General features: G+C 60.4%; 25 protein-coding genes and 1 pseudogene. 8 read left to right on the plus strand and 18 right to left on the minus strand.

The annotated features are described in order from the left end of the window. Nucleotides 1–15: 15 nt before the first annotated feature. From AACY11_RS04415 to AACY11_RS04430, 4 genes are all read right to left on the minus strand, one after another. Entirely contained in the window at nucleotides 16–690 is a 675-nt protein-coding gene (locus tag AACY11_RS04415; protein ID WP_339431799.1) for an urease accessory protein UreF, read from the minus strand. Further along, nucleotides 687–1,187 carry an urease accessory protein UreE gene (gene ureE, locus AACY11_RS04420; protein WP_339431800.1) on the minus strand — a complete coding sequence of 167 codons (501 nt, stop codon included), beginning with the start codon at nucleotides 1,185–1,187 and terminating at the stop codon, nucleotides 687–689. Before ureE ends, AACY11_RS04415 begins: the two co-directional genes overlap by 4 nt. Before the next feature lie 300 nt (nucleotides 1,188–1,487). After that, entirely contained in the window at nucleotides 1,488–2,120 is a 633-nt protein-coding gene (locus tag AACY11_RS04425) for a TetR family transcriptional regulator (RefSeq protein ID WP_339431801.1), read from the minus strand. A gap of 172 nt (nucleotides 2,121–2,292) precedes the next feature. After that, the gene (locus AACY11_RS04430) at nucleotides 2,293–2,634 is read right to left on the minus strand and encodes a hypothetical protein (protein ID WP_339431802.1); all 342 of its coding nucleotides are present in this window, start codon (nucleotides 2,632–2,634) and stop codon (nucleotides 2,293–2,295) included. Nucleotides 2,635–3,017: 383 nt separating this feature from the next. On the opposite strand from AACY11_RS04430, the pseudogene AACY11_RS04435 reads away from it, so the two are divergent. Further along, nucleotides 3,018–5,093, plus strand: a pseudogene (locus AACY11_RS04435) (AsmA family protein). A 59-nt stretch (nucleotides 5,094–5,152) separates the two neighbouring features. Here AACY11_RS04435 and AACY11_RS04440 read toward each other — a convergent pair. Further along, nucleotides 5,153–5,683, minus strand: coding sequence for a ferritin-like domain-containing protein (locus AACY11_RS04440; protein WP_221732851.1), 531 nt, complete (start codon nucleotides 5,681–5,683; stop codon nucleotides 5,153–5,155). A 258-nt stretch (nucleotides 5,684–5,941) separates the two neighbouring features. On the opposite strand from AACY11_RS04440, the gene AACY11_RS04445 reads away from it, so the two are divergent. Next, nucleotides 5,942–6,820, plus strand: coding sequence for a triacylglycerol lipase (locus AACY11_RS04445; RefSeq protein WP_339431804.1), 879 nt, complete (start codon nucleotides 5,942–5,944; stop codon nucleotides 6,818–6,820). A gap of 96 nt (nucleotides 6,821–6,916) precedes the next feature. On the opposite strand, the gene AACY11_RS04450 is transcribed toward AACY11_RS04445, so the two are convergent. After that, nucleotides 6,917–7,804: a DMT family transporter gene (locus AACY11_RS04450; protein WP_339431805.1), complete on the minus strand. Its 888-nt coding sequence runs from the start codon at nucleotides 7,802–7,804 to the stop codon at nucleotides 6,917–6,919. Between the two features lie 96 nt (nucleotides 7,805–7,900). Between AACY11_RS04450 and AACY11_RS04455 the strand changes: the two genes are divergently transcribed. The 3 genes from AACY11_RS04455 (at nucleotide 7,901) to AACY11_RS04465 (ending at nucleotide 10,281) form a co-directional block, all read left to right on the plus strand. Then, entirely contained in the window at nucleotides 7,901–8,695 is a 795-nt protein-coding gene (locus tag AACY11_RS04455) for an AraC family transcriptional regulator (protein WP_339493954.1), read from the plus strand. Nucleotides 8,696–8,758: 63 nt separating this feature from the next. Next, nucleotides 8,759–9,064: a PsiF family protein gene (locus AACY11_RS04460; protein WP_339464598.1), complete on the plus strand. Its 306-nt coding sequence runs from the start codon at nucleotides 8,759–8,761 to the stop codon at nucleotides 9,062–9,064. 203 nt (nucleotides 9,065–9,267) lie between these two features. Then, complete coding sequence (locus AACY11_RS04465) at nucleotides 9,268–10,281, plus strand: AI-2E family transporter (RefSeq protein WP_339493956.1); 1,014 nt, start codon at nucleotides 9,268–9,270, stop codon at nucleotides 10,279–10,281. 134 nt (nucleotides 10,282–10,415) lie between these two features. On the opposite strand, the gene AACY11_RS04470 is transcribed toward AACY11_RS04465, so the two are convergent. After that, nucleotides 10,416–11,690: an Hsp70 family protein gene (locus tag AACY11_RS04470; protein WP_339493958.1), complete on the minus strand. Its 1,275-nt coding sequence runs from the start codon at nucleotides 11,688–11,690 to the stop codon at nucleotides 10,416–10,418. Nucleotides 11,691–11,982: 292 nt separating this feature from the next. Between AACY11_RS04470 and AACY11_RS04475 the strand changes: the two genes are divergently transcribed. Both AACY11_RS04475 and AACY11_RS04480 read left to right on the plus strand, forming a co-directional pair. After that, the gene (locus AACY11_RS04475; protein WP_339431810.1) at nucleotides 11,983–12,930 is read left to right on the plus strand and encodes a DnaJ C-terminal domain-containing protein; all 948 of its coding nucleotides are present in this window, start codon (nucleotides 11,983–11,985) and stop codon (nucleotides 12,928–12,930) included. A 23-nt stretch (nucleotides 12,931–12,953) separates the two neighbouring features. Continuing rightward, on the plus strand, nucleotides 12,954–13,259 hold the full coding sequence (locus tag AACY11_RS04480; protein ID WP_339431811.1) for a chaperone modulator CbpM: 306 nt from the start codon (nucleotides 12,954–12,956) through the stop codon (nucleotides 13,257–13,259). A 148-nt stretch (nucleotides 13,260–13,407) separates the two neighbouring features. Here the strand turns inward: AACY11_RS04480 and AACY11_RS04485 are convergent, their stop codons facing one another. Continuing rightward, entirely contained in the window at nucleotides 13,408–14,535 is a 1,128-nt protein-coding gene (locus tag AACY11_RS04485) for a sensor histidine kinase (RefSeq protein ID WP_339431812.1), read from the minus strand. Between the two features lie 430 nt (nucleotides 14,536–14,965). On the opposite strand from AACY11_RS04485, the gene AACY11_RS04490 reads away from it, so the two are divergent. Next, nucleotides 14,966–16,594, plus strand: coding sequence for a hypothetical protein (locus AACY11_RS04490; RefSeq protein WP_339493960.1), 1,629 nt, complete (start codon nucleotides 14,966–14,968; stop codon nucleotides 16,592–16,594). A 163-nt stretch (nucleotides 16,595–16,757) separates the two neighbouring features. Here AACY11_RS04490 and ureC read toward each other — a convergent pair whose 3' ends face one another. The 10 genes from ureC to urtB all read right to left on the minus strand — a co-directional run bounded on the left by ureC (nucleotide 16,758) and on the right by urtB (nucleotide 25,483). Continuing rightward, on the minus strand, nucleotides 16,758–18,458 hold the full coding sequence (ureC, locus tag AACY11_RS04495) for an urease subunit alpha (protein WP_339431814.1): 1,701 nt from the start codon (nucleotides 18,456–18,458) through the stop codon (nucleotides 16,758–16,760). 142 nt (nucleotides 18,459–18,600) lie between these two features. Beyond that, a complete protein-coding gene (locus AACY11_RS04500) occupies nucleotides 18,601–18,906 on the minus strand; it encodes an urease subunit beta (protein WP_007915947.1) in 306 nt (101 codons plus the stop codon). Beyond that, on the minus strand, nucleotides 18,906–19,439 hold the full coding sequence (locus tag AACY11_RS04505; protein ID WP_339431815.1) for a GNAT family N-acetyltransferase: 534 nt from the start codon (nucleotides 19,437–19,439) through the stop codon (nucleotides 18,906–18,908). The genes AACY11_RS04500 and AACY11_RS04505 overlap by 1 nt, the downstream gene beginning before the upstream one ends. 5 nt (nucleotides 19,440–19,444) lie before the next feature. Continuing rightward, complete coding sequence (locus tag AACY11_RS04510; RefSeq protein WP_339493961.1) at nucleotides 19,445–19,978, minus strand: GNAT family N-acetyltransferase; 534 nt, start codon at nucleotides 19,976–19,978, stop codon at nucleotides 19,445–19,447. A 9-nt stretch (nucleotides 19,979–19,987) separates the two neighbouring features. Next, on the minus strand, nucleotides 19,988–20,290 hold the full coding sequence (gene ureA, locus AACY11_RS04515; protein ID WP_339431817.1) for an urease subunit gamma: 303 nt from the start codon (nucleotides 20,288–20,290) through the stop codon (nucleotides 19,988–19,990). A 42-nt stretch (nucleotides 20,291–20,332) separates the two neighbouring features. Beyond that, nucleotides 20,333–21,172, minus strand: a complete 840-nt coding sequence (locus AACY11_RS04520) for an urease accessory protein UreD (protein WP_339431818.1) — start codon at nucleotides 21,170–21,172, stop codon at nucleotides 20,333–20,335. Between the two features lie 30 nt (nucleotides 21,173–21,202). After that, entirely contained in the window at nucleotides 21,203–21,901 is a 699-nt protein-coding gene (gene urtE, locus AACY11_RS04525) for an urea ABC transporter ATP-binding subunit UrtE (RefSeq protein ID WP_339493963.1), read from the minus strand. Nucleotides 21,902–22,035: 134 nt separating this feature from the next. Next, nucleotides 22,036–22,905, minus strand: a complete 870-nt coding sequence (urtD, locus tag AACY11_RS04530) for an urea ABC transporter ATP-binding protein UrtD (protein WP_401065072.1) — start codon at nucleotides 22,903–22,905, stop codon at nucleotides 22,036–22,038. Next, nucleotides 22,902–23,981 (minus strand): urea ABC transporter permease subunit UrtC, encoded by a 1,080-nt coding sequence (gene urtC, locus AACY11_RS04535; RefSeq protein ID WP_339493965.1) that lies wholly within the window; start codon nucleotides 23,979–23,981, stop codon nucleotides 22,902–22,904. Before urtC ends, urtD begins: the two co-directional genes overlap by 4 nt. After that, on the minus strand, nucleotides 23,981–25,483 hold the full coding sequence (urtB, locus tag AACY11_RS04540) for an urea ABC transporter permease subunit UrtB (protein ID WP_339431820.1): 1,503 nt from the start codon (nucleotides 25,481–25,483) through the stop codon (nucleotides 23,981–23,983). The genes urtC and urtB overlap by 1 nt, the downstream gene beginning before the upstream one ends. Nucleotides 25,484–25,535 lie beyond the last annotated feature (52 nt).

The following is a 25,535-nucleotide window of genomic DNA, read 5'->3' on the forward strand; positions in this document are numbered from 1 at the left end:
CCAAAATAACGGGCCCTAGGAACGGAACAGGCGGCTGTACTGGCGCTCATGGGCCATGCACGCCAGGGACAGACCGAACGCGGCGCTGCCGATGTGTTCGGGGTTGATTCGGGTGGCGTCCTGCTGTGCCTGTTGCAGCAGCGGCAGCAGTTCGCTGGTCAGGCGCTGGGCGGCTTGCTGGCCCAGCGGCAGGGTTTTCATCAGAACGGCCAGCTGGTTTTCCAGCCAGCTCCACAGCCACGCGGCGAGGGCGTCCTGCGGGCTGATGCCCCAGGCACGGGCGGCCAGCGCCCAGCCGAGGGCCAGATGCGGTTCGGTGCACTGCTCAAGAAAATCGCGTGCGGGTGCGTCCAGTTCCGGCAAGCCGTTGAGCAGTTGCTGCAACGAGTAACCCATCTGCCGGCTCTCCAGATGCAACTCGCGGGTCTCACGGCTGGCGCGGTGGGTTTCGCAGATCTGCAGCAGTTCGCCCCAGTTTTCATCCGCCGCGGCCTGACAATGGGCGAGCAGCAGCGGCGCTTCGAATCGGGCGAGGTTGAGCAGCAACTGATCACTGATCCAGCGGCGAGCGCTGTCCGGGTTGTTGACCCGGCCGTTATCCACCGCCATTTCCAGGCCTTGGGAATAGCTGTAGCCGCCAATCGGCAATTGCGGACTGGCCAGGCGCAACAGCGCCCAGGCCGGATTCACAGACGCACGCCGAACTGGTGGAGTTTGGGCGCGTAGTTGAAGTCTTCGTCGCCGTGGCGCGAATGGTGATGGCCGCCGCCGTAGGCACCGTGCTCCGGCTGGAACGGCGCTTCGATGGCTTCGACCTGCGCGCCGAGTTGCTCGAGCATCGCCTTGAGCACGTAATCATCGAGCAAACGCAGCCAGCCCTCGCCGACTTGCAGGGCAACGTGGCGATTGCCCAAGTGGTAAGCGGCGCGGGTCAGTTCAAAGGCATTGGCGCAGGTGACGTGCAGCAGTTGTTCGGGGCGGGCGCAAACTCGAACGATGCGTCCGTCTTCAGCCTGTAGGCATTCGCCGTCATACAGCGGTGCCTGACCGCGCTCCAAAAACAACCCGACGTCTTCACCTTCGGCACTGAAACAGCGCAAACGGCTTTTGCTCCGTGCTTCGAAGGTCAGGTGCAACTCGGCGGCCCAGAGGGGTTGAGGGTCGATTCTGCGATGAATCACCAGCATCGGAAAGCTTCCAGCAGTGGACAATACTCAGGCTAGAGCAAGGGGCTTGCCAATCGGACGAGATGTAGGAAATCCCTGTCGGAGCGTAGTGGATGTTTCAAGATGTTGCGGGAATTTGAGAGGTTTTGGTGCATGAAGATTTTTACATGCACCAAATGGAGGCCGAGACGCTGATCCAATTGTGGGAGGGGGCTTGCTCCCGAAAGCGGTGTGTCAGGCAGGCATGTTTCGACGGGCACACTGCATTCGGGAGCAAGCCCCCTCCCACAGGAGATGTATGACTATTTGGAGGGAGGAGGGTTATTCGGTACTGCCCAGCCCTTGCCAGTGCTTGAGACCGATAAAGATGAAGCGCAATTGCTGGGTGATCTTCGCCTGAGGCGTCAGATGCTCCGGCAAGGCTTCGGCGGGCGGGTCGATGATGTCCGGCAGGGTGGCGAAAACGGATTTGACGATCAGGTCGGCCATCACGCTCAGGCCGGCTGCGTCCAGGTGCTGAAGCTTGGGCATCAGCCCAAGGTCAGCCGCCAGGTCTGCGCTGATGTTTTCGCGCAAGCGGCCAATCGCCTGTCGCACCGGTTGCGAGCCGCCGTACTGCTCACGGGCCAGAAACAGAAATTGCGAACGGTTGGCGCTGACCACATCAAGAAAGATGCGCACCGACGCATCGATAATGCCGCCCATGACGAATTCGTTGTGGCGCACCAAGCGGATGGTCTCGCGGAAGGTCTGGCCGACTTCACTCACCAGCACCAAGCCCAATTCGTCCATATCGGCAAAATGCCGATAGAAACCGGTGGGCACGATTCCGGCGGTTTTCGTCACTTCGCGCAGGCTCAGGCTGCCGAATCCTCGGCCGCTTTCCATCAAGTGGCGGGCAGCGTCCATCAGGGCGTTGCGGGTCTGTTGTTTCTGTTCAGCGCGGGGCAGCATCGCAGGACGTGTTCTTTGGCAGGACAAGCGCCGCACTCTAGCAAATCGGCTTTATCGGCGTCGAACGGCAGCGGGGATGCAACGGAGGGAAATCGCGACTTCTTTAACGCTGTGGCTGAAAAGTCAAAAGCCCAATCGGGGAATTGGGCTTTTTTTCCAGGCCACCACGGGCTTAGCTTAAAGCGGCGTTGCGTTCGATCACACGGTCACCACCACCTTCGGCGAGCGCCTGGCCTTGTGGGGTTTTGTCGTAACCGTCTTCAACCAGGCCTTTTTGTTCAAGGCGGTTGCGACCGTTTTCGGCGAGCGCCTGGCCTTGTGGAGTTTTGTCGTAGCCATCTTCAGCCAGGGTCTGGCCTTGTGGCGTGCGGTCGGAACCGTCAGCAGCAACGGTCTGGCTGAACACGGAGTAGCTGGTTTTGACTTGTGGAGTCGCCTGTTCGGCAGCGGGCAGGGCGAAAGCAGTGCTGGCTAGCATCGACAGGGTAAGGCTGAGCAGTAATTGGCGTTTCATGATGGGTTGCTCCTTGGGAGGGCGATAAAGTGGGTACGAGGGCAATGCTACTCTCGATAAGTCGATATAAAAGTTCATAAACGCAATGGTAATAATCAACAGAATTGATTGTTCTGACGGGAGGCTCTAGAACGGGCCTTTCAGGGTGACGGTTTTGCACCTTGGTGGGTATTTTCGACCCACTTGCGCCTCACAAAAGTGCGGGGGCGGTAACGCTGTTCGACCAATCGGTCAGATTTGCGTGGCTTTTTCCGCCCAGATCCGGCTTTCGATTAAACCTGCGGGCCTTTTGCCAGTCACAGAATTCATGAGGGCCGCTTTGGCCCGCCGTTTCAGCCGTTCGCCGTGATGTGGGCGTGCGGTCGTCATCAGGAGCTTTGTGCATGACGCGCACCGGAAAAATCTTCAGTTGGACCTTCGCCACCCTTGTACTGCTCTTGGCCGTGCTGGTCCTGATCATCGTGTTCTTCGACTGGAACCGGATCAAACCGCCGCTCAATGCCAAAGTCTCGCAAGAACTGCATCGACCATTTGCCATTAACGGCAACCTGGCGGTGATCTGGCAGCGTGAACCGGATGAAGGGGGCTGGCGTGCCTGGATACCCTGGCCGCATGTAGTCGCCGAGGACTTGAGCCTGGGCAATCCGGGCTGGTCGAAGACGCCGCAGATGGTCACGCTCAAGCGCGTTGAGCTGCGCATCTCGCCTCTGGCGCTGTTGGCGCAACGTGTGGTCATCCCGCGCATCGACCTGACCGAGCCCAACGCTGAGCTGCAACGCCTGGCCGATGGCCGGGCCAACTGGACGTTCACGTTTGATCCCAAGGACCCGAATGCCGAACCGTCGAACTGGGTGGTCGATATCGGCGCCATCGGTTTCGACAAGGGCCATGTGACGCTTGATGATCAAACCCTCAAGACCAAGCTGGATGTGCTGATCGATCCGCTGGGCAAGCCGATTCCGTTCAGCGAAATCGTCGGTGATAAAGCCGCCAAAACCGCACAGGACAAGGGCGGCGCGCCACAAGACTACGCGTTCGCGTTGAAGGTCAACGGCCAATATCACGGCCAGAACCTCACCGGCCAAGGCAAGATCGGCGGGTTGTTGGCGTTGCAGGACGCGAGCAAACCGTTCCCGCTGCAAGCTCAGGCGAAAATCGGCGACACCCGCATTGAATTGGCCGGCACCCTGACCGACCCGCTCAACCTCGGCGCCCTCGACCTGCGCCTGAAACTGGCCGGTGCCAGCCTCGGCAACCTCTACCCGCTGACCGGCGTGACCCTGCCGGATACGCCCCCGTATGCAACCGACGGCCATCTGATCGCCAAGCTGCATGACGCGGCGGGCGCGACATTCACCTATGAGCAATTCAACGGCAAGATCGGCGGCAGCGACATCCATGGCGACCTGACCTACATCGCCAGCCAGCCACGGCCAAAACTCAGCGGCGCGCTGGTATCCAATCAATTGCTGTTCGCTGACCTCGCGCCGTTGATCGGTGCTGACGCCAATGACAAGCAAAAGGCCCGGGGCGGCGAGAGCAAGCAACCGGCCGATAAAGTGCTGCCGGTCGAGGCATTCAAGACCGACCGCTGGCGGGCGATGGACGCGGATGTTGAATTCACCGGCAAGCGCATCGTCCACAGTGAAAAACTGCCGCTCACCGACCTCTATACCCATCTGTAACTCGATGACGGTGAGCTCAGCCTGGAACCGCTGCGCTTCGGCGTCGCGGGCGGCAATCTCGACGCACAGATCCGCCTCAACGGGCGCACCGAACCTTTGGAAGGCCGGGCCAGATTGACTGCGCGCAAGTTCAAACTCAAGGAACTGTTCCCGACGTTTGAGCCCATGAAGACCAGTTTTGGTGAGCTCAATGGCGATGCCGATATCAGTGGTCGCGGCAACTCGGTTGCCAAGTTGCTGGGCGGCGCCAACGGCAGCCTGAAGATGCTGATCAACGACGGCGCGATCAGTCGTGAGTTGATGGAGCTGGCCGGTCTCAACGTCGGCAACTACGTGGTCGGCAAGATCTTTGGCGACAAGGAAGTGAAGATCAACTGCGCGGCGGCGGACTTCGACATCAAGACCGGTTTGGCGACCACGCGACTGTTTGTCTTTGATACCGAGAACGCGATCATTTACGTCGACGGCACAGCGAACATGGCCACCGAGCAACTGGACCTGACGGTGACCCCCGAATCCAAGGGCTGGCGTCTGATCTCGCTGCGCTCGCCGCTGTATGTGCGTGGCAAGTTCATCAAGCCCGATGCCGGGGTCAAAGCGGTGCCGCTGTTGCTGCGCGGGGCGGGGATGGTGGCGTTGGGGGTGATTGCTGCACCGGCGGCAGGGCTGCTGGCGTTGGTGGCGCCCAGTGGCGCAGAGCCGAATCAGTGTGCGCCGCTGCTTGAGCAGATGAAGGCGGGCAAGGCGCCGGTGACCGTCAAGCCAAGCAAGTAAATCTACAGCGCCTGTCAGGACGCCATCGCGGGTTTGCCCGCGATGGCAATTTCGAAGGTTTAGAGGTCGTTCAGAATGTCCGCCATGTCATCGGCATGTTCTTCTTCCTGAGCCAGAATATCTTCGAAGATACGCCGGGTGGTCGGGTCTTTATCACCGATGTACTGAATGATCTCGCGGTAGCTGTCGATAGCGATCCGTTCGGCCACGAGGTCTTCGTAGACCATTTCCTTCAAGGTGTTGCCGGCCACGTACTGGGCGTGGGACATCTTGGACAACAGGTCGGGGTTGAACTCAGGCTCGCCGCCCAATTGCACAATGCGTTCAGCCAGGCGGTCAGCGTGCTGCGCTTCCTGAATGGCGTGTTCGAGGAATTCGTCGGCGGCCACGCTGGCTTTCAAACCGTTGGCCATGAAGTAGTGGCGCTTGTAGCGCAAGACGCAGACCAGTTCGGTGGCCAGCGATTCGTTGAGCAAGCGCAGCACCTCTTCACGGTTGGCGCTGTAGCTTTCGGTGACGGCACCGTTTTCAACGTGTTGCCGTGCGCGCTCGCGCAGGGTTTGAACATCAGACAAATGCAGGTCGCTCATTTCAGTCTCCTGGAGGCTAATCCGATTGGCGCCACGTTCTACAGTCGTGATCGCCTACCCAGGTTGTGAGTCTTGAGCGACGCAAAAAGTTTTATGGGATTTTTTGCGGTCTTGACGCCCGTCATCCAAATGCTTACCGGTGGGGCTGATGGTGGCGGGGGGGGCAGGCTGCTCATCGAGTTGTCATGTTCAGGGCGGATGCTTGGCGGGCGTTTTGCACGCCTTGCATCCACTCACCGACCACAAGGATGTTTGCCCATGTCGACGCGTTATCCACTGGTGCTGGTGCCGGGCATGCTCGGGTTTATCCGGCTGGTGTTTTATCCGTATTGGTTCGGGATCATCAAGGCGTTGCGCCGTGGTGGTGCGACGGTGATTGCCGTGCAGGTGTCGCCGCTCAACTCGACCGAGGTGCGCGGTGAGCAGTTGCTGCGGCGCATCGAGGAGATTTTGCGCGAGACCGGCGCGGCCAAGGTCAACCTGTTCGGTCACAGCCAAGGCTCGCTGACGGCGCGTTATGCGGCGGCCAAACGTCCGGATCTGGTGGCTTCGGTGACCTCGGTCGCCGGGCCCAATCACGGTTCGGAGCTGGCCGATTACCTGCTCAAGCACTACCCCGCGGACAGTGCCAAAGGGCGCGTTCTTGATGCGTTGCTACGCGCTATCGGCTGGATGATGGCGTTACTCGACACCGGTTATCACGGGCCGAAACTGCCGGTGGATATCCATGCCTCGCATCACTCGCTGACGACAGCAGGCGTGGCGCTGTTCAATCAGCGTTATCCACAGGGGCTGCCCGACACCTGGGGCGGGCACGGGCCGGAAGTGGTCAATGGCGTGCGTTATTACTCGTGGTCGGGGACGTTACAGCCGGGCAAGACCGATCGCGGCGGTAATCTGTTTGACGGCACCCATCGCAGCTGTCGGCTGTTTGCCACGACGTTCGAACGTGAAGCGGGGCAGTGTGACGGCATGGTCGGGCGTTACAGCTCGCATCTGGGCACGGTGATTGGCGATGACTTTCCTCTGGATCATTTCGACATCGTCAACCAGTCGCTGGGGCTGGTCGGGAAGGGGGCTGATCCGGTGCGGCTGTTTGTCGAGCATGCGGCGCGGCTCAAGGCTGCCGGGGTCTAGCGGTCAGCCCAAGTGAGCGTTCTTCGCGAGCAAGCCCGTCCCCACAGGAAAATGCAGGCCAAATGGGGCAGTGGGCTTGCTCGCGAAGAGGCCGGATCAGGCAACGCGGCGTTTATGGCCCAGCACGGTGGTCCAGCGCTCGGAAAGAATCACCCCTCCCAAGGTCAACAACCCGCCGACCAAGTGATACATCGCCAATTGCTCCTTTAGCACCAGCGCCGCAATCAGCGCCGTGATCAACGGCAGCAGGTTAAAGAACAGTGTGGTGCGGCTCGGCCCCAGGCGCTGCACCGCCTGCATCCACGCCAATGGCGCCAGCATCGAAGCCAACAGACACGCGTACAACACCAACGGAATGTTCTGCAGGGTCAGGCCGGTTTTCGGCGAAACAGCAAACAGCGGAAACAACACCACAATCGCCACCAGCACCTGCAAATACAGCAACACCAGCGGCGGCAAACGCAGCTGCCATTTCTTCAGCAACGTGCTGTAAACCGCGTACGCCAGGGTGGCGATCAGCATCATCGCGTCCCCCAGATTCACCCCGTGTTGCAGCAGCGCGCCGAGGCTGCCGGACGACACCACCACCAGCACACCGGCAAACGACAGCACGGCACCGACCAATGCACCGGCGGTCAGGCGCTGGCCCAGGCTGATGATCGCCATGGCCAGCGACATCAAGGGCATCAGCGACAGGATGATGCCCATGTTGGTCGCTGTGGTCAGGGTCGCTGCGAAATAGGCGAGGCTTTGGTACACCGCCATGCCGAGCACCCCGAGCACAAAGATTTTGCCCAGGTTCGGGCGGATCTTCGACCAGTGGGCAATCACCGGTTTGAGCATGAACGGGGTGAACAGCAAGCCGGCGAGCAGCCAGCGGTAGAAACCGATTTCGGCCGGGAAGATCGCGCCGACGGCGAGCTTGTTGATCACGGTGTTGCCGGCCCAGATAAAAATCGCCAGCAGGGGAAAAGCGTATTGCATGCGTTGAAACCAGAACGTTAATGAAGCGTGATTATCCTCTGTCTGGATACAGCCCTATACTTCGAACCGGACAACCTGCCTCTGAAACCGGACAGCATGAACAGCAAACACATCGATCTGCTGGATTTCAGCGAACTGCCGTCGACGGTGTACTTCCGTTACGCCGACTTCAACGCCCACGAATTCGCCGCGCCGCACCGCCATCCGTGGGGCACGCTGGAGTATGCGGCTCATGGCGTGCTGCACATGGACGTCGACGGCAGCCGTTTCATGTCGCCGCCGCAATACGCGGTGTGGGTGCCGCCGCAGGTCGAGCACAGTTTCTACAGCTATCAACCGGTCAATTATCGGGCGGTGTGTCTCGCGCCCAAGGTCTGTGCCGAGTTGCCGGCGCGGGCTTGCACGCTGGCGATCAGCGACATTCTCAAGGCGATCCTCAAGGACTTCGCCGCCCGCGACGTGAAGATCCCCGAACACGATGCCGATCAGCGTCTGGCCCAGGTGCTGGTCGATCAACTGCAACAGGCGCCGGTGCATGAGTGTTACCTGCCGTATGCCAGCAGTCCCGGTTTGCTATCGATCCTCGACGCGTTGCAGGCCTATCCGGGCAACAACCAGCCGTTGGCACAGTGGGCGGCGCAAGTGCATGTCAGCGAACGCACGCTGGCTCGGCAGTTCGTGCGCGAACTGGGGATGAGTTTCGGTGAGTGGCGCCAGCGCCTGCGCTATCTCGCCGCGATCGATGCACTGGAAACGTCGCGCAGCGTGCAGGAAATCGCCTTCGACCTGGGTTACAGCAGTGGCTCGGCGTTTATCGCCATGTTCGCCCGTCAGGCCGGATGTACGCCGGAGCAGTACCGGCGCAGCCACCTGGAAGGCAGGAAGGTGTAACAAGATTTGGCTACACTTCTGCGTAGGCCGCATCCATCGGTGCGGCGACAAGGAGAAAACTCCATGAAGATGTTGCGTGTCCCTTTGTTGATGATCGGTCTGCTGCTGTGCTTCCAGGGTTTTGCCGCCACCGCGCAACAGAACAAAATGACCACCTGCAATGCCGATGCGACCGCCAAGAGCCTGAAAGGCGATGCGCGCAAAACGTTCATGAGCACCTGCCTCAAAGCCGCGCCAGCAGCCAACGATGGCAAGGCGATGACGCCCCAGCAGCAGAAAATGAAAACCTGCAACGCTGATGCGAAAACCAAGGCGTTGACCGGCGATGCACGCAAGACTTTCATGAGTGATTGCCTGAAGAAAAAGTAATCAGCAGGGATATGCGGCGAACGGGCCCGCCTCTTCGCGAGCAGGCTCGCTCCCCCATTGAAATGCGTACCCCAGTGGGAGCTAGCCTGCTCGCGATGGGGCCATTGAGCGCACCCACACCCTTCGCCCCTGCATATTCCTAGTGCTCCCCCCGGATCGCTGGCAGACTGCCCATCCTTTTACGCCGTTCGTTTTGAGGCTGTATGCCAACGTTTTCTCAGCGTCATGTTGTGTTCTGGGTCAGTTGCATCATCATTTTCGGCGGTTTGCTGCTGGTGTTGCCGCTGCGCTTGCTGCCCAGTCTGTTGGCCGGATTGTTGGTGTTCGAATTGGTCAACATGCTCACCCCGCAACTGCAACGGCTGATTGAAGGCCGCCGCGCACGTTGGCTGGCGGTGGCGTTGCTCGGTACGCTGGTGGTCAGTGTGCTGGCGCTGCTCTTCGCCGGCGCCATCAGTTTCCTGCTGCACGAAGCGGAAAATCCCGGGGCGGCGCTCGACAAATTCATGGGCGTGATTGATCGCGCGCGCGGTCAGTTGCCGCCGTTCATCGACGCCTACCTGCCGGCCAGTGCGGCGGAATTTCGCGTGGCGATCGGCGAATGGGCCGGCAAACACCTGGCCGATCTGCAACTGGTGGGCAAGGACGCAGCGCACATGTTCGTCACGCTGCTGATCGGCATGGTGCTTGGCGCAATCATCGCGCTGCAGCGCATACCGGACGTGACCAAGCGCAAGCCGCTGGCCGCCGCACTGTTCGACCGCTTGCACCTGCTGGTGCAGGCGTTTCGCAACATCGTCTTCGCGCAGATCAAGATTTCCCTGCTCAACACCTTCTTCACCGGCATCTTCCTGGCGGTGATCCTGCCGATGTTCGGCATCAAACTGCCGCTGACCAAAACCCTGATCGTGCTGACCTTCCTGCTCGGCCTGCTGCCGGTGATCGGCAACCTGATGTCGAACACCCTGATTACCATTGTCGGTCTGTCGCTGTCGATCTGGGTGGCGCTGGCGGCGCTGGGCTACCTGATTTTTATCCACAAGCTCGAATACTTTCTCAACGCGCGCATTGTCGGCGGGCAGATCAGTGCCAAGTCGTGGGAGTTGCTGCTGGCGATGCTGGTGTTCGAGGCCGCGTTCGGCCTGCCGGGGGTGGTGGCGGGGCCGATTTACTACGCGTATCTCAAGAGTGAGTTGAAGCTGGGCGGGATGGTTTGATTCAGATTTTGTAGTGTTTGAGCGGGCCTCTTCGCGAGCAGGCCCGCTCCCACATTTGACCGCATTCCTTCAGCTAGAATGCAATCCAGTGTGGGAGCGGGCTTGCTCGCGAAGGGCGCACCGCCGATTTCGGATCAGGCCATGGCGCCATAACGCTTCATGGCTTCAATCGCCAGACCGCTGCCGATGCTGCCAAAGATATTGCCTTCGACATGTCGCGCATTCGGCAGCATCGCCGAGACGCTGTTGCGCAGCGCCGGAATGCCGCTGGAACCACCGGTGAAGAACACCGTATCCACCTGACCTACCGATACATTGGCGTCGTTCAACAGTTGCGTGACGCTGCCGCGAACCCGTTCCAGTTGCGCGTCGATGGCTGATTCGAACAGGGCACGGGTCAGTTCCACGCTCAGCCCGGCTTCGATGCGATCCAGCGGCACATGCCGGCTGTCGGTATGCGTGAGCTGAATCTTGGTCTCTTCCACTTCCATCGCCAGCCAGTGCCCGGCGCGTTGTTCGATCAGTTTGAACAGGCGATCGATGCCGCCGGTGTCTTCGATGTCGTAGCGCATGCTGCCCAGCGCCAGGCTGGATTTTTGCGAGTACACCGAGTTGATCGTGTGCCAGGTCGCCAGGTTCATGTGGTGGCTGGTCGGCATGTAGGCGCCGCTCTTCATACGGCTGCCGTAGCCGAACAGCGGCATCAGGCCTTGCAGGCTCAGTTGTTTGTCGAAGTCGGTACCGCCGATGTGCACGCCGCCCGTGGCGAGGATGTCGTCGTGACGGTTATCCACACCGCGACGCTCGGGCGACAGACGCACCAGCGAGAAGTCGGACGTACCACCGCCGATGTCGACGATCAGTACCAGCTCTTCTTTCTCGATGGTCGACTCGTAGTCGAAGGCCGCGGCAATGGGTTCGTACTGGAATGACACGTCCTTGAAGCCGATCTTGCGCGCGACGTCTACCAACGTGTCTTCGGCTTCCTGGTCGGCCAGCGGATCGTCATCGACGAAAAACACCGGACGGCCCAGCACCACTTGCTCGAATTCCCGACCGGCGGCGGTTTCGGCACGGCTCTTGAGCTGACCGATGAACAGACCGAGCAAGTCCTTGAACGGCATCGCGGTGCCCAGGACGCTGGTGTCGTGCTTGATCAACTTGGAGCCGAGCAGGCTCTTGAGCGAGCGCATCAGCCGGCCTTCGTAGCCTTCCAGGTACTCGTGCAGCGCCAGGCGACCGTACACCGGACGGCGCTCCTCAATGTTGAAGAAGACCACTGACGGCAGGGTGATCTTGTCGTCTTCCAGCGCGATCATCGTTTCCATGCCGGGGCGCAGCCAGCCGACGGTGGAGTTGGACGTGCCGAAGTCGATGCCGCAGGCACGGGCTGGAGAGGCGTTGTTCATGTCTTTCGGGTTCCGGTCAAAAAACGGCCGCGCAGTGTATGTCAGTGCGCGGCAGATTCGAAGGCCGGTCATCAGCTATTTCACGAGCACGCTGGGTTGAAAGTCTCAGCTTTGCCCCAAACTTGCTGGCATGGGCAGGCAGACATACCGGCGGTCGCAAGAACCGCCGCCCACTGCCGATAAACTTCTGTTGCGCCACCCGGTCACAAGTTTGAGATCGGTCAACCCGGCACGCGCAAATAGGCGCATGCTGGCATCGGCGCGAAATCGATAACGGATGGTGACTCCTTCAATGGACTTCAAAGACTATTACAAGATACTCGGCGTGGAGCCGACAGCAGACGACAAGGCCATCAAGGCGGCCTATCGCAAGCTGGCGCGCAAATACCACCCCGATGTCAGCAAGGAAAAAGACGCCGAGGCCAAGTTCAAGGATGCCTCGGAAGCCTATGAAGCGCTGAAAAGCGCGGACAAACGCGCCGAATACGACGAACTGCGCCGCTATGGCCAGCACGGACAACCGTTCCAGGGGCCACCGGGCTGGCAGAGCCGTGGCGGCTTTGGCGGCGGTCAGGACACCGGCGATTTCTCGGACTTCTTCAGTTCGATCTTTGGCAATCGCGGCCCCGGTTTCGGTGGCGGCGAAGGTCGGCAACAACGCAGTACGGGACGCCGAGGGCAAGACGTGGAAATGGAACTGCCGGTTTTCCTTGAAGAGACGCTTTCGAACGAATCCAAGAAAGTCACCTTCCAGGTGCCGCAATACAACGCTAACGGCCAGCACGTCAGCAACACCACCAAGAGCCTGAACGTGAAGATCCCGGCAGGCGTGGCCGACGGCGAGCGCATCCGCCTCAAAGGCCAGGGCGCGCCGGGCATCGGTGGCGGGGCGAATGGCGATCTGTACCTGACGATTCGTTTTGCGCCGCACCCCAAGTTCGATGTCGAAGGCGACAACCTGATCATCACGCTGCCACTGGCGCCGTGGGAGCTGGTGCTGGGGGCTGAAGTGGCCGTGCCGACCCTGACCGGCAAGATCAACCTCAAAGTGCCGGCCGGCAGCCAGAACGGTCAGCGCATGCGGGCCAAGGGTCATGGTCTGAAAAACAAGGCGGGCGAGCGCGGTTACCTGTTCGTGCAGCTCAAGGCCGTCATGCCGAAAACCGCAGACGATGAGGTCATCGCGTTGTGGCAGGAACTGGCGAAGAAAGCCGCCTTCAATCCGCGAGAGAACTTCTGAACCCAGCGACGGAGTAGCCCAACATGAGCAGCCCCCTGATCGTTCAACTGGACATGGCAGAATTCTGTGAGGCAGCCGATTTATCGGACGTCTACGTGATCGAAATCGTCGAACACGGCATCCTCGAACCTCAGGGCGCGCAGCCCCGGGACTGGCGTTTCACCGACTACGAACTGGCCCTGGCCAAACGCGCCGCCAAGTTGCGGCGCGATCTGGAGCTGGAGTGGGAAGGGGTGGCGCTGGCGCTCGATCTGCTTGAGGAGGTTCGCCAACTGCGGGCCGAGAACCGCATGCTCAAGCAGCGGTTGGGACGCTTGGTGGTCGAATAGCTTGTCTGATGTCGATCGGTTGTTTGGGCATGGCCCTTCGCGAGCAAGCCCGCTCCCACAATTGGCATGCGGACTTCTGTGCGCAGTGGAATGCGGACTTCTGTGGGAGCGGGCTTGCTCGCGAAGAACGATAACGCGCTAATCCTGACTAAACGTTTCTGGGCAACACCACGCTGAAGCGCGTCCCGTCAGCCTCGTTCGAGCTGACTTCAATCGTCCCGCCATGGGCGCTGACCACTTCCTTGACGATGAACAAACCCAACCCCAGGCTGGTTGACGGCTGACCGAGTTGCTCGTCGGCGCTGCGCACCAACGGGTCGAAAATCGTGCCAATCGCCTCTTCGGGAATCGGCGTACCGTGGTTATGCACTGACACAAGCACGCTGTCGCCTTCGCCCCTGAGGTCGATCGCTACGTCGCGTTGATTCGAACCATGCTGCAAGGCATTGCCGATCAGATTTTGCAGCAACTGATCGATCCGCCCCGCGTCCCACGTTCCGTGAGTGTCGCCGCTGATTTTCAACGTTGGATGGCACTGCGGATTGCCGGCGCGGGCCTCGGCAATCGCTGCCCTTGCAGCGTCGGCCATGTCCATTGGCACTGACTCGATCGGCAGGCTCTTTCCCAGACGACAGCGCACCAGTTCGAGTAAGTCGCTGACCATCGACGCCATGTGCCGGGCGCCACGCTTGATGTTCAGGGCACAGGTCAGCGCATCTCCCTCCAGACTGGTTTTGCGCAAGAGCAATTCGCTGGACATGCTCACCGCTTGCAGCGGCACGCGCAAATCGTGCCCCAGGATGGCGAGAAAAATGTCCCGCGAACGCTCGACCTGCTCGGCGTAGGCTGCAGTCGACTCGGCCAACGCTTGGTCGATGGCTTCGTTGAAACGGATCATGTCCTGGAAGTACACCATCTCCGGCGTCCCCAGACTTTCGACCCAGCGGCGGATCACGCAGGCGCGCAAGTGGCGAAACTCCGAGGTCATCTGCACCAGATCAAAACCGACGGTGTGGCGCAGTTCGCCATGGCTGGAGCCGGCCTGATTGAGGCTGGGGGTTACTTCCAGGCCTTCACCCTTGGCTTTGGCCGCTTGCTCGTCGGGGCTCTGCGGTTTGTTCATGTCCCGTGCGGCGGCCAGCAGGATGGCCTTGGCGTGATCACGCAGCGCGGTCGAGTCCAGATAATCGGCGGCGGGCGTAATGGTGCCTGCGAACTCCTCCCATTCATCGACGATACGATCAACGTGTTGCCTGATGAATTCGGATAGGCGCATGGCAGGTTCCCTTCTGGATTGTTTCGGGATATTAACCTCTTTGTAGCCCCTGCCACAGTACCGTTGATACGTATCGGAAAGTTTCTATTGTTCTGATAGTACGGCTTGGTATTGATTCATAAACTTAAACTTCGAAATTGTGAATGATTGGCTGCTATTTGTGAGCTGTTTCTTGATGATTTTTAGTTGTTTTTATCTGCGAGGTATCTGGTATTTTTATCGTGCATGAAAGAGTTGCAGATGATCTTAAGTGCATGCTTTCCGTTTTATAAGATGTTTTGGTTGTGTTGTTTATATAGCGTCGTACATAAGGATATGTACTTGTCTGATACCGGGCGCGGCAGTTACACAGTCAACAAGCAATCATGCAGCACGCTACTCGGTTACCGATGTCGGTCACTGATAAAACCTATTCAAGGACGAATAATTCATGGTACGAAAACCGCCTTCCAAAGGCCCTGCCTCTGTCGATGGGCACACAGGGCCCACGCCACCGTCGGGCGCTGTCTCGCCGCCTCGCGATACGCTACACCGCTTCGATTTCCTTTCTCCTGACATCGCGCCAGCGCGAAATCTGCGCGGTGACGGCACCGCCGCCGGCGTGACGCCTGATACATCTTTGCCAGCATCCACGGTCACGATCAGCGCGGTCACCCCCCCTCCCGACTTCGCCCGGGCGGTGACTCGAAACACTTTGCCAGATTACGCGTTCAGGGCGTCGGTCCAACTGCCGGAGGCCGACGCGCACGGTTTACGGTCAGTCAAGGGACGTGGTTATGCCGAAGTGTCGGGCGGAGATATCGTGCCTGTCGCAACGGATCCGCAAACCGGTCTGTACCGGGCACGACTGGAAAGCGAACGGTTTGCGTCGGGGCCTGCGCTGGAGCGTGATCCTGTCAGTGGGCAATGGGCCGAGCTGAGTGAATTCGGATCGGGTGCCAGCCGATCCGCCAGCCCTCGGATATTCGCATCTGACAAAACCGTGCAACTGAAACTGTCGGCCGCGCACGAAGTGGAATTCAACGGCGCCAAATACTTCGCCGCCCGGTCACCTGACGCGGGAGACGGGCAGCATTACCTGCTGCGGGTACGCGACCCCCAAAAACCGTCCGAGCTGCTCAGCAGCGGGATCATTGCCACTCCCGATGCGGCGGGTACCTGGCATCGTCGAGGTCGCAAGGGCGGAATGAAGGCCGGGCATTCCGATGAAGAGTTCGAATTGGCGCTGGAATCATTGCCGACGCGATCGGATTCTCCCGATGATGTTTTTGAACTGGCGTCGGAGTCGATGCCGATCAAGCCTTATACCCCTGAAGAACTCAGCAGCATGCGCCACTATGTGCGTTATTCGGGCGAGAACAACAAGCTGGGCTCATACAACCGTGCCAACAATGGTAAATATCCGATCAGGGGAATTGATGGCAAACCGATGTATGTCAGAAGCATTGAGCCAGAAGCGTCCATGGCCAGTGGAAACAGATACACCTCGGAGCAGGTTCTGCCCTACCTGAAGGCGGGTGGTTTTGAACAGGTCGCCAGGTTGTATGAGGAAAAACTGCAGTTACGGACCTTTACTGAAGCAGACATTATCGTTCCCGGCGAAAAGGCTCTGATCGGACAATCGATGGTGGTGGCGAACCGGCGCATCAGCAAAGGGGAAATCATTGGGGTATATGGTGGAGATCTTGTACCTGCCGCTCGCCTGTCACTGGCCGAACAAACATTTGCCATGTACGCAACTACCGGCACTTTTATAGAGGATGGCAGGCCCCGGGAATTTTCAATCGTTGTGGCGGGCGACAATATTGTTTCCAGAATCAACACCAACTTCGTATTTAACGCGGCCGGCCGGCCACTGCGACAATCGCCGGGAGGGTATAACGTTGAAACCGTTGCTTTTCGCGTTGACGCCGAAGACCGATCCGGGGGAGAGGTGGTTCGCAGAGGATTAGAGCTGAGTACTGTTTTTGCAACCACGGATATTCCGGCGGGTAAGGAACTAAGGTTGAATTATCACTACTCTCGCGAGATGGTCGCTTTGTTGTTTCCGGCTCCATGATGGAATGTTTGTAATCTCATTGCTGATACACCACTGAGCGGGGCGGATTCAAGAGCGTGGCTGATCTGTGGGTGAGTCATCAGTCCCGCCGTAAATCGGGACACCGTCACCTATGCAGGGATCTCGAGTACGGACACGAGTGTCCGTACTCGGGACGCGGGCTCTAAAACAGAAAGTAGCGTTGAGCCATCGGCAGCGTTTCCGCCGGTTCACACCACAGCAGCACACCGTCAGCCTTGACTTGATACGTCTGCGGATCGACATCGATGTTCGGCAGGTAATCGTTGTGGATCAGGTCGGTTTTCTGCACCTCGCGGCAACCTTTGACCACGGCGATCTTCTTCTTCAAACCCAATGCTTGGGGCAAACCGGCCTCCTGCGCGGCCTGGCTGATGAAGGTCAGGCTGGTGGCGTGCAGCGAGCCACCATAACTGGCAAACATCGGGCGGTAGTGCACCGGTTGCGGGGTCGGGATCGAGGCGTTGGCATCGCCCATCAGGCTGGCAGCAATCGCGCCGCCCTTGAGAATCAGCGTCGGTTTGACACCAAAAAACGCCGGACGCCAAAGCACCAGATCGGCCCACTTGCCGACTTCGATCGAACCGACTTCATGGCTGATGCCATGGGTGATCGCCGGGTTGATGGTGTATTTGGCGATGTAGCGTTTGGCGCGGAAGTTGTCGTTGCCTTCGCCATCCTGCGGCAACGGGCCGCGCTGCTTTTTCATCTTGTCGGCGGTTTGCCAGGTGCGGGTGATGACTTCGCCAACACGGCCCATGGCCTGGCTGTCGGAGCTGATCATCGAGAAGGCGCCGAGGTCGTGGAGGATGTCTTCGGCGGCAATCGTCTCGCGGCGGATGCGGCTTTCAGCGAACGCGACGTCTTCGGCGATGCTCGGGTCGAGGTGGTGGCAGACCATCAACATGTCCAGGTGTTCGTCGATGGTGTTGCGGGTGAACGGCCGGGTCGGGTTGGTCGAACTCGGCAGCACGTTGGCAAACCCGCAGGCCTTGATGATGTCCGGCGCGTGGCCGCCACCGGCACCCTCGGTGTGATAGGTGTGGATGGTGCGGCCCTTGAACGCGCCGAGGGTGGTTTCGACGAAGCCGGATTCGTTGAGGGTGTCGGTGTGGATCGCCACCTGCACATCGTATTGATCGGCAACGCTCAGGCAGTTGTCGATGCTCGCCGGGGTGGTGCCCCAGTCTTCGTGCAGCTTGAGGCCAATGGCGCCGGCCTTGACCTGTTCGATCAACGGCTCCGGCAGGCTGGCGTTGCCCTTGCCGGTGAGGCCGATGTTCATCGCGAAGGCGTCGGCGGCCTGGAGCATGCGCGCCAGATGCCACGGGCCGGAAGTGCAGGTCGTCGCGTTGGTGCCGGTGGCCGGTCCCGTGCCGCCGCCGATCATGGTGGTGACGCCGCTCATCAGCGCCTCTTCGATCTGCTGCGGGCAGATGAAGTGGATGTGCGTGTCAATGCCGCCGGCGGTGAGGATCATGCCTTCGCCAGCGATCACTTCGGTGCCGGCGCCAATGGCCATGGTCACGTTGGGTTGCACGTCCTGGTTGCCGGCCTTGCCGATGGCGGCGATGCGGCCGTCCTTGAGGCCGACGTCGGCTTTGACGATGCCCCAGTGATCAACGATCAGTGCGTTGGTGATCACGGTGTCGACCACCTCGGCGGCCAGCAACTGGCTCTGTCCCTGGCCGTCGCGGATGACTTTGCCGCCGCCGAATTTCACTTCTTCGCCGTAGGTGGTGAAGTCTTTTTCGACCTCGATCCACAGCTCGGTGTCGGCCAGGCGCACCTTGTCGCCGACGGTGGGGCCGAACATGTCGGCGTAGGCTTGACGGGAGATCTTCATTCGTTCGCCTTGAAATTCAGTTGAGTTTGAGACTGTTCGCTGCGCTCACAGATTCGCGAGCGAGCCCGCTCCCACAAGGGAACGCGGTCCAAATGTGGGAGCGGGCTTGCTCGCGAAGGGGCCAGAGCAGACACCGCATTACTTAGAGATCACCCATCACCCGTCCGGCAAAACCGAACACCCGGCGATGCCCGGCGTAATCCACCAGCTCAACCTCGCGACTCTGTCCCGGCTCGAAGCGCACCGCCGTGCCGGCCGGAATATTCAGGCGCATGCCACGGCTGGCCGCTCGATCAAAGGTCAGGGCGTCATTGGTTTCGAAAAAGTGATAGTGCGAGCCGACCTGAATCGGCCGGTCGCCGCTGTTGGCGACTTTCAGGCTGACCGTGCGGCGGCCGACGTTGAGTTCGATGTCGCCGGGCTGGATCTGGTATTCACCGGGAATCATCACTGGGCTCCTTGCAGAATCTTGTAGTAGAGGGCGGTTGGCCGGTAGGTGCCGTGCGGGTCACAGGCGTAGTCGGGGATTTCACCTGCGCGGATGTAGCCAAGCGCCCTGTAGAAGTCTTCGGCTGGAGAGCCGGCTTCGGTGTCGAGGTAAAGCATGCCGCGTTTGTGCCTTGGGGCTTCAAGCTCCAGGGCGCTCATCAATTGCTGGCCAAGGCCACGCCGACGGGCGTGTTCGCGCACGAGCAGCTTCTGCACTTCGGCGCGATTGAGGCCGTTGGCCTTCTGGCACAGTCCCAGTTGCACGCTGGCCTGCACTTGCTCGTCCTTGACCACCACCCAGAGCAACACGCTGCCTTTGTTGATGTTGTCCTGAACCTCATCGAAATAGGCGCGAGCCTGAGCCGCATCGAGGTCGGCCATGAATCCGACACTGGCGCCATAACCCACTGCATCGAGCAGCAGATCGATCAGGCCCTGACGATAGTGGGCAAAGCTTTCAGCATTGACGCGGCGCAGTTGGGCGGCGTTCATCGATGTCACTCCTTGTTGGCGTCAGGCGGCTGCGCGCCAGGGTTGAGGGTGAGCTGCATGAAAGTCAGGTCGAGCCAGCGACCGAACTTGGTGCCGACTTGCGGCATCTGGCCTGTGGTGATGAAACCGGCGCGTTCATGCAGAGCAATCGAGGCAGCGTTGCCAGTTTCGATGGCGGCGACCATGACGTGTTTGCCACAGGCCCGGGCCCGCTCGATCAGCACGCTCATCAGTTGCGGGCCGAGGCCGTTGCCGCGTTGGTCGCTGCGCACATAAACCGAGTGCTCGACGGTATGACGAAAACCGTCGAATGGCCGCCAGTCACCAAAAGAAGCGTAGCCGAGCACCGCGTTGTCGGCGTCGACGATCACCAGAATCGGATAAGCCTGGGCCTGACGGGCGCTGAACCATGCCTGACGGTTGCCGAGGTCGACGGGCGCGTCGTTCCAGATCGCCGTGGTGTTGAGCACCGCGTCGTTGTAAATGTCGCGGATCGCCGGCAGGTCGGCATGCAGCGCATCGCGAATGCTGTAAGTCATGGCCCGGCCTCAGACGATCGGTTGGTGAACAGTGACCAGTTTGGTGCCGTCGGGGAACGTCGCTTCGACCTGGATCTCGGGGATCATCTCCGGGATGCCTTCCATCACTTGTTCGCGGGTCAGCAGGGTGGTGCCGTAGTGCATCAGCTCGGCCACGGTCTGGCCGTCACGGGCGCCTTCGAGCAGCGCGGCGCAGATGTAGGCCATGGCTTCGGGGTAGTTGAGCTTCACACCGCGCGCCAAACGCCGCTCGGCGACGAGGCCGGCGGTGAAGATCAACAGCTTGTCTTTTTCGCGTGGGGTCAGGTCCATTGTGGATATCCATCAGGGCAGATTGAAAAGTTGTCATGCATTTCAGGTGTTCCAGATTCTTGGGGGCAGGGCGTCGCGGCCTAGCAGGGCGGGGCGCAGCAAGCGCCACAAGTCGATCAGCCAGGCGCGGGCCAGCAGTGCCTCGCTCGCCAGGCAACGGGCAACCAGCAATCCCGGCAACTGCGTCAGATCCCCGCGCACGTCATGGCCCAGCGAGCGGCAGTGTTCCAGCCGTTCGGCATCAATCTCACCGGTCACCAACAACGTGGCAAACACCGGTTGGCCGTCCAGCCCTATCGGCGAATCGAGCAAACCGTCATCGCCGACAATGCGCTGGCGCTCATGCCAGAGCAATCGACCGTCGCGACGAATATCCAGGTGCGATTGAAAATGCCCGAGGTCGAAACGCTCGCCGCTGGCCGGACGACCCAGCGCCACCACGTCCCAGTAGAACAGCCGCGCATCCCCCTCAAGCTCAATCGAGGTGGTCAGCTCAGCCTGTGCCGCGCTGTAGACGATGGTTTCCTGTGGCAGCCATTCCAGCGTTGCTCCGGCAGCCACTTTCAAGTCGAGCTTTTGAAAGGCCGGGCCCGCGGCGCGATACCACTTGGCCGCGCCGGGGCTGGTGATCTGCGCCCAGGCGTGTGGTTCGACACGGGCGCTGATGTCCAGCCGATCACCGCCGGCAATGCCACCCGGCGGATGGACGATGATGTGCTGGCAGACCTCGGGGCCTTCTGCATACAGATGCTTCTGCACCCGCAGCGGGCCGAGGTGCCGGCGCTGAACCGGGCGCGTGCAGTCGCCGAAGCGGGCGTACGCCAACTCCAGCTCGGCATGCCAGCTCGGGGTAAACAGGGCAGTCGTTAAAGGTAAATTCATGTTTTCTGATTATCGTCAGGACGCTACAGGTTAGATCGTAACCAGTCCGCGCACACCCTCGGCTTCCATGTTTTCTCCGCGTCCCTGCTGGACAATTTCGCCCCGGGACATCACCAGGTACTGATCGGCCAGTTCAGCGGCGAAATCGTAGAACTGCTCCACCAGCAGAATCGCCATGTCGCCTCGGGCGGCGAGCTTTTTGATCACCGCGCCAATCTCCTTGATCACCGACGGCTGAATACCTTCGGTGGGCTCGTCGAGGATCAGCAAACGCGGGCGGCTGGTCAGGGCTCGACCAATGGCCAACTGTTGTTGCTGACCACCGGACAAGTCGCCGCCGCGCCGCTGCTTCATTTGTAGCAGCACCGGGAACAATTCGTAGATGAAACCTGGCACCTCTTTGGCTTCGCTGCCGGGAAATCGCGACAGCCCCATCAGCAGGTTTTCTTCCACCGTCAGGCGGCCGAAGATTTCCCGGCCCTGCGGCACATAAGCGATCCCGGCGTGCACCCGCTGATGCGGCTTGAACGTGGTGATCGGTTTGCCTTCCCAATTCACTGCGCCTTCCTTGGCCGGCAACAGACCCATCAGGCATTTGAGCAGGGTGGTCTTGCCCACGCCGTTGCGCCCGAGCAGGCAGGTGACTTCCCCGACCTTCACGTCAAAGCTCAGGCCGCGCAGGATGTGGCTACCGCCGTAGTACTGGTGCAGCGTGTCGACTTGCAGCATTCTCAAATTCTCCTCAAATCCCCCTGTGGGAGCGGGCTTGCTCGCGAATGCGGTGGATCAGTCGCCATCAACTTTGAATGACACACCGCATTCGCGAGCAAGCCCGCTCCCACATTGGAAAGGTGTTTTCAGGGTCAGCGGCCGAGGTAGACCTCGATCACTCGCTCGTTTTCCTGCACCTGCTCAAGCGACCCTTCGGCCAGCACGCTGCCCTGGTGCAACACCGTGACGTGATCGGCAATCGAGCCGACAAAGCCCATGTCGTGTTCCACCACCATCAGCGAATGCTTGCCTGCCAGCGACTTGAACAGCTCGGCGGTGAATTCGGTTTCAGCGTCGGTCATGCCCGCGACCGGTTCGTCGAGCAGCAGCAATTGCGGGTCCTGCATCAGCAACATGCCGATTTCCAGAAACTGCTTCTGGCCATGAGAGAGCAAGCCCGCAGGGCGATTGACCGAGGCGGTCAGGCGAATGGTCTCCAGCACTTCGCTGATGCGATCCTTCTGCTCGCCACTGAGGCGCGCACGCAAACTGGCCCACACCGACTTGTCGGTTTTTTGCGCCAGTTCGAGGTTTTCGAACACGCTCAGCGCTTCGAACACCGTCGGCTTCTGGAACTTGCGGCCGATGCCGGCCTGGGCGATCTGCACTTCGCTCATCTGCGTCAGGTCCAGGGTTTCGCCGAACCAGGCCTTGCCGTGGCTGGGGCGCGTCTTGCCGGTGATCACGTCCATCAGCGTGGTCTTGCCCGCGCCGTTGGGGCCGATAATGCAGCGTAATTCGCCGACGCCGATGTACAGGTTGAGGTTGTTCAGCGCCCGGAAGCCATCGAAGCTGACGCTGATATCTTCCAGGGTCAGGATCGTCCCGTGACGCGTGTCGAGCCCCGGGCCAACGCGCTGGCCAAGGCCGATCGAGTCGCGGCTGGTGCCCTCATCCTTGTTGGGCTCCACGGGAAAAAAGGCCGGTTCGAGCATGAATTCAGCACTTGCCGTGACTCTCATTGTTCACCTCGTTTCTTCAGCAGACCAATCACGCCTTTGGGCAAATACAGGGTCACGATGATGAACAGCGCACCGAGGAAGAACAGCCAGTACTCGGGGAACGCCACGGTGAACCAGCTCTTCATGCCGTTGACCACGCCGGCGCCAAGCAACGGCCCGATCAACGTGCCGCGCCCGCCGAGGGCGACCCAGACCGCCGCTTCGATGGAGTTGGTCGGCGACATTTCGCTCGGGTTGATGATCCCCACCTGCGGCACGTACAGCGCACCGGCCAAGCCACACAACACTGCGCTCAACACCCAGACAAACAGCTTGAAGCCACGCGGGTCGTAACCGCAGAACATCAGGCGGTTTTCCGCATCGCGCAGCGCCGTCAGCACTCGGCCGAACTTGCTTTGCGCCAGACGCCAGCCGATAAACAGACTCGCCACCAGCAGCAACACCGTGGCCAGGAACAGCACCGCACGGGTGCCCGGTTCCGTGATGCCGAAACCGAGAATCGTGCGGAAATTGGTGAAGCCGTTGTTGCCGCCAAACCCAGTCTCGTTACGGAAAAACAGGAGCATGCCGGCGAAGGTCAGGGCCTGGGTCATGATCGAGAAATACACGCCCTTGATCCGCGAACGGAAGGCGAAGAAGCCGAACACCAGTGCCAGCAACCCCGGCGCCAGCACCACCAGGCACAGGGCCCAGACAAAGCTGCTGGTGCCGGCCCAGTACCACGGCAATTCGGTCCACGACAGGAAGGTCATGAACGCTGGCAAATCATCACCGGCGGCCTGACGCATCAGGTACATGCCCATCGCATAACCGCCGAGGGCGAAGAACAAGCCGTGGCCGAGGGACAGCAGACCGGCGTAACCCCAGACCAGATCCAGCGCCAGCGCGACGATGGCGTAGCAGAGGATTTTGCCGACCAGCGTCAGGGTGTACGCCGAGACATGCAGCGCGTTTTCCGGCGACAACAGCGACAGCAAAGGCAGGGCGATCAGTAACGCGAGGATCACCGCGCCAACGGCAATCGTGATTTTCGGGCCAGCCTTTTGCGTGGCCGTGACTAATAGAGGCTGGTTCATCAGTCGATCACCCGTCCTTTGAGTGCGAAGAGGCCTTGCGGACGTTTCTGAATGAACAGAATGATCAGCGCGAGGATCAGGATCTTGCCGAGCACCGCACCGATCTGCGGTTCGAGAATCTTGTTGGTGATACCGAGGCCGAACGCCGCCAGCACGCTACCGGCCAATTGGCCGACGCCGCCAAGCACCACCACCAGAAACGAATCGATGATGTAGCTCTGGCCGAGGTCCGGGCCGACGTTGCCAATCTGGCTCAGCGCCACACCGCCGAGGCCGGCGATACCGGAACCGAGACCGAAAGCGAGCATGTCGACGCGCCCGGTTGGCACGCCGCAGCAAGCAGCCATGTTGCGGTTCTGGGTGACAGCACGCACGTTGAGGCCCAGGCGTGTCTTGTTCAGCAGCAGCCAGGTCAGCACCACCACAAACAGCGCGAAGGCGATGATGACGATGCGGTTGTACGGCAGCACCAGATTCGGCAGCACCTGAATGCCACCGGACAGCCAGGCGGGGTTGGCCACTTCAACGTTCTGTGCGCCGAACAGTAAACGCACAAGCTGAATCAGCATCAGGCTGATGCCCCAGGTGGCGAGCAGGGTTTCCAGCGGTCGGCCATACAAGTGGCGAATCACCGTGCGCTCCAGCGCCATGCCGATGGCGGCGGTGACGAAGAACGCCACCGGCAGGGCGATCAGCGGATAGAACTCGATGGCCTGTGGGGCGTAGCGCTGGAACATCAGTTGCACCACGTAGGTCGAGTAGGCGCCCAGCATCAGCATTTCGCCGTGGGCCATGTTGATCACGCCCAGCAGACCGAAGGTAATCGCCAGGCCCAGTGCCGCGAGCAGCAGGATCGAGCCGAGTGACATGCCGCTGAACGCCTGGCCGAGTATTTCGCCGATCAACAGTTTGCGTTTCACCTGAGCGAGGCTGGTTTGGGCGGCAGTGCGCACGCCGGCATCGGTTTCGACACCGGGTTCAAGCAAGCCTTCAAGACGAGTGCGAGCCAGCGGATCGCCGGTTTTACCGAGCAAGCGCACGGCGGCCAGCCGCACGGCCGGGTCAGTGTCGACCAGTTGCAGATTGGCCAGGGCCAGACTCAGGGCGGCGTGGACGCTTTCATCTGTTTCGCCAGCCAGTTGCTGGTCAAGGAATTTCAGCTGCGCGGGTTTAGCGCTTTTCTGCAATTGCTGCGCGCCAGCCAGACGGATTTTGGCGTCGGCGGCGAGCAATTGGTGGCTGGCCAGAGCGGTGTCGATCAGCCCCCGCAGGCGGTTGTTCAGGCGCAGGGTTTTGGCTTGGCCGTCGACGGTCAGTTCGCCTTGTTGCAGGGCGTTGATCAGCTCGATACGGGCCGGTTCGGGCTGCGCGGCCCATTCTTGCAGCAGTTTGGCCTGTTGCATGGGGTTGGCGGCGACGAAGTCTTCGGCGTCGCCGGCATGGGCGGCCATCGGCAGCAGGAGCGCGATGGCGAGCAATAGACGGTAAAGGGCAGTCAGCATGTCATTGGCCTTACGCGGACAATGTGGGAGCGGGCTTGCTCGCGAATACGAT

The organism is Pseudomonas sp. RA_105y_Pfl2_P56, assembly GCF_963970845.1.
In the GTDB taxonomy this organism is placed as follows: Bacteria; Pseudomonadota; Gammaproteobacteria; order Pseudomonadales; family Pseudomonadaceae; genus Aquipseudomonas; species Aquipseudomonas baetica_A.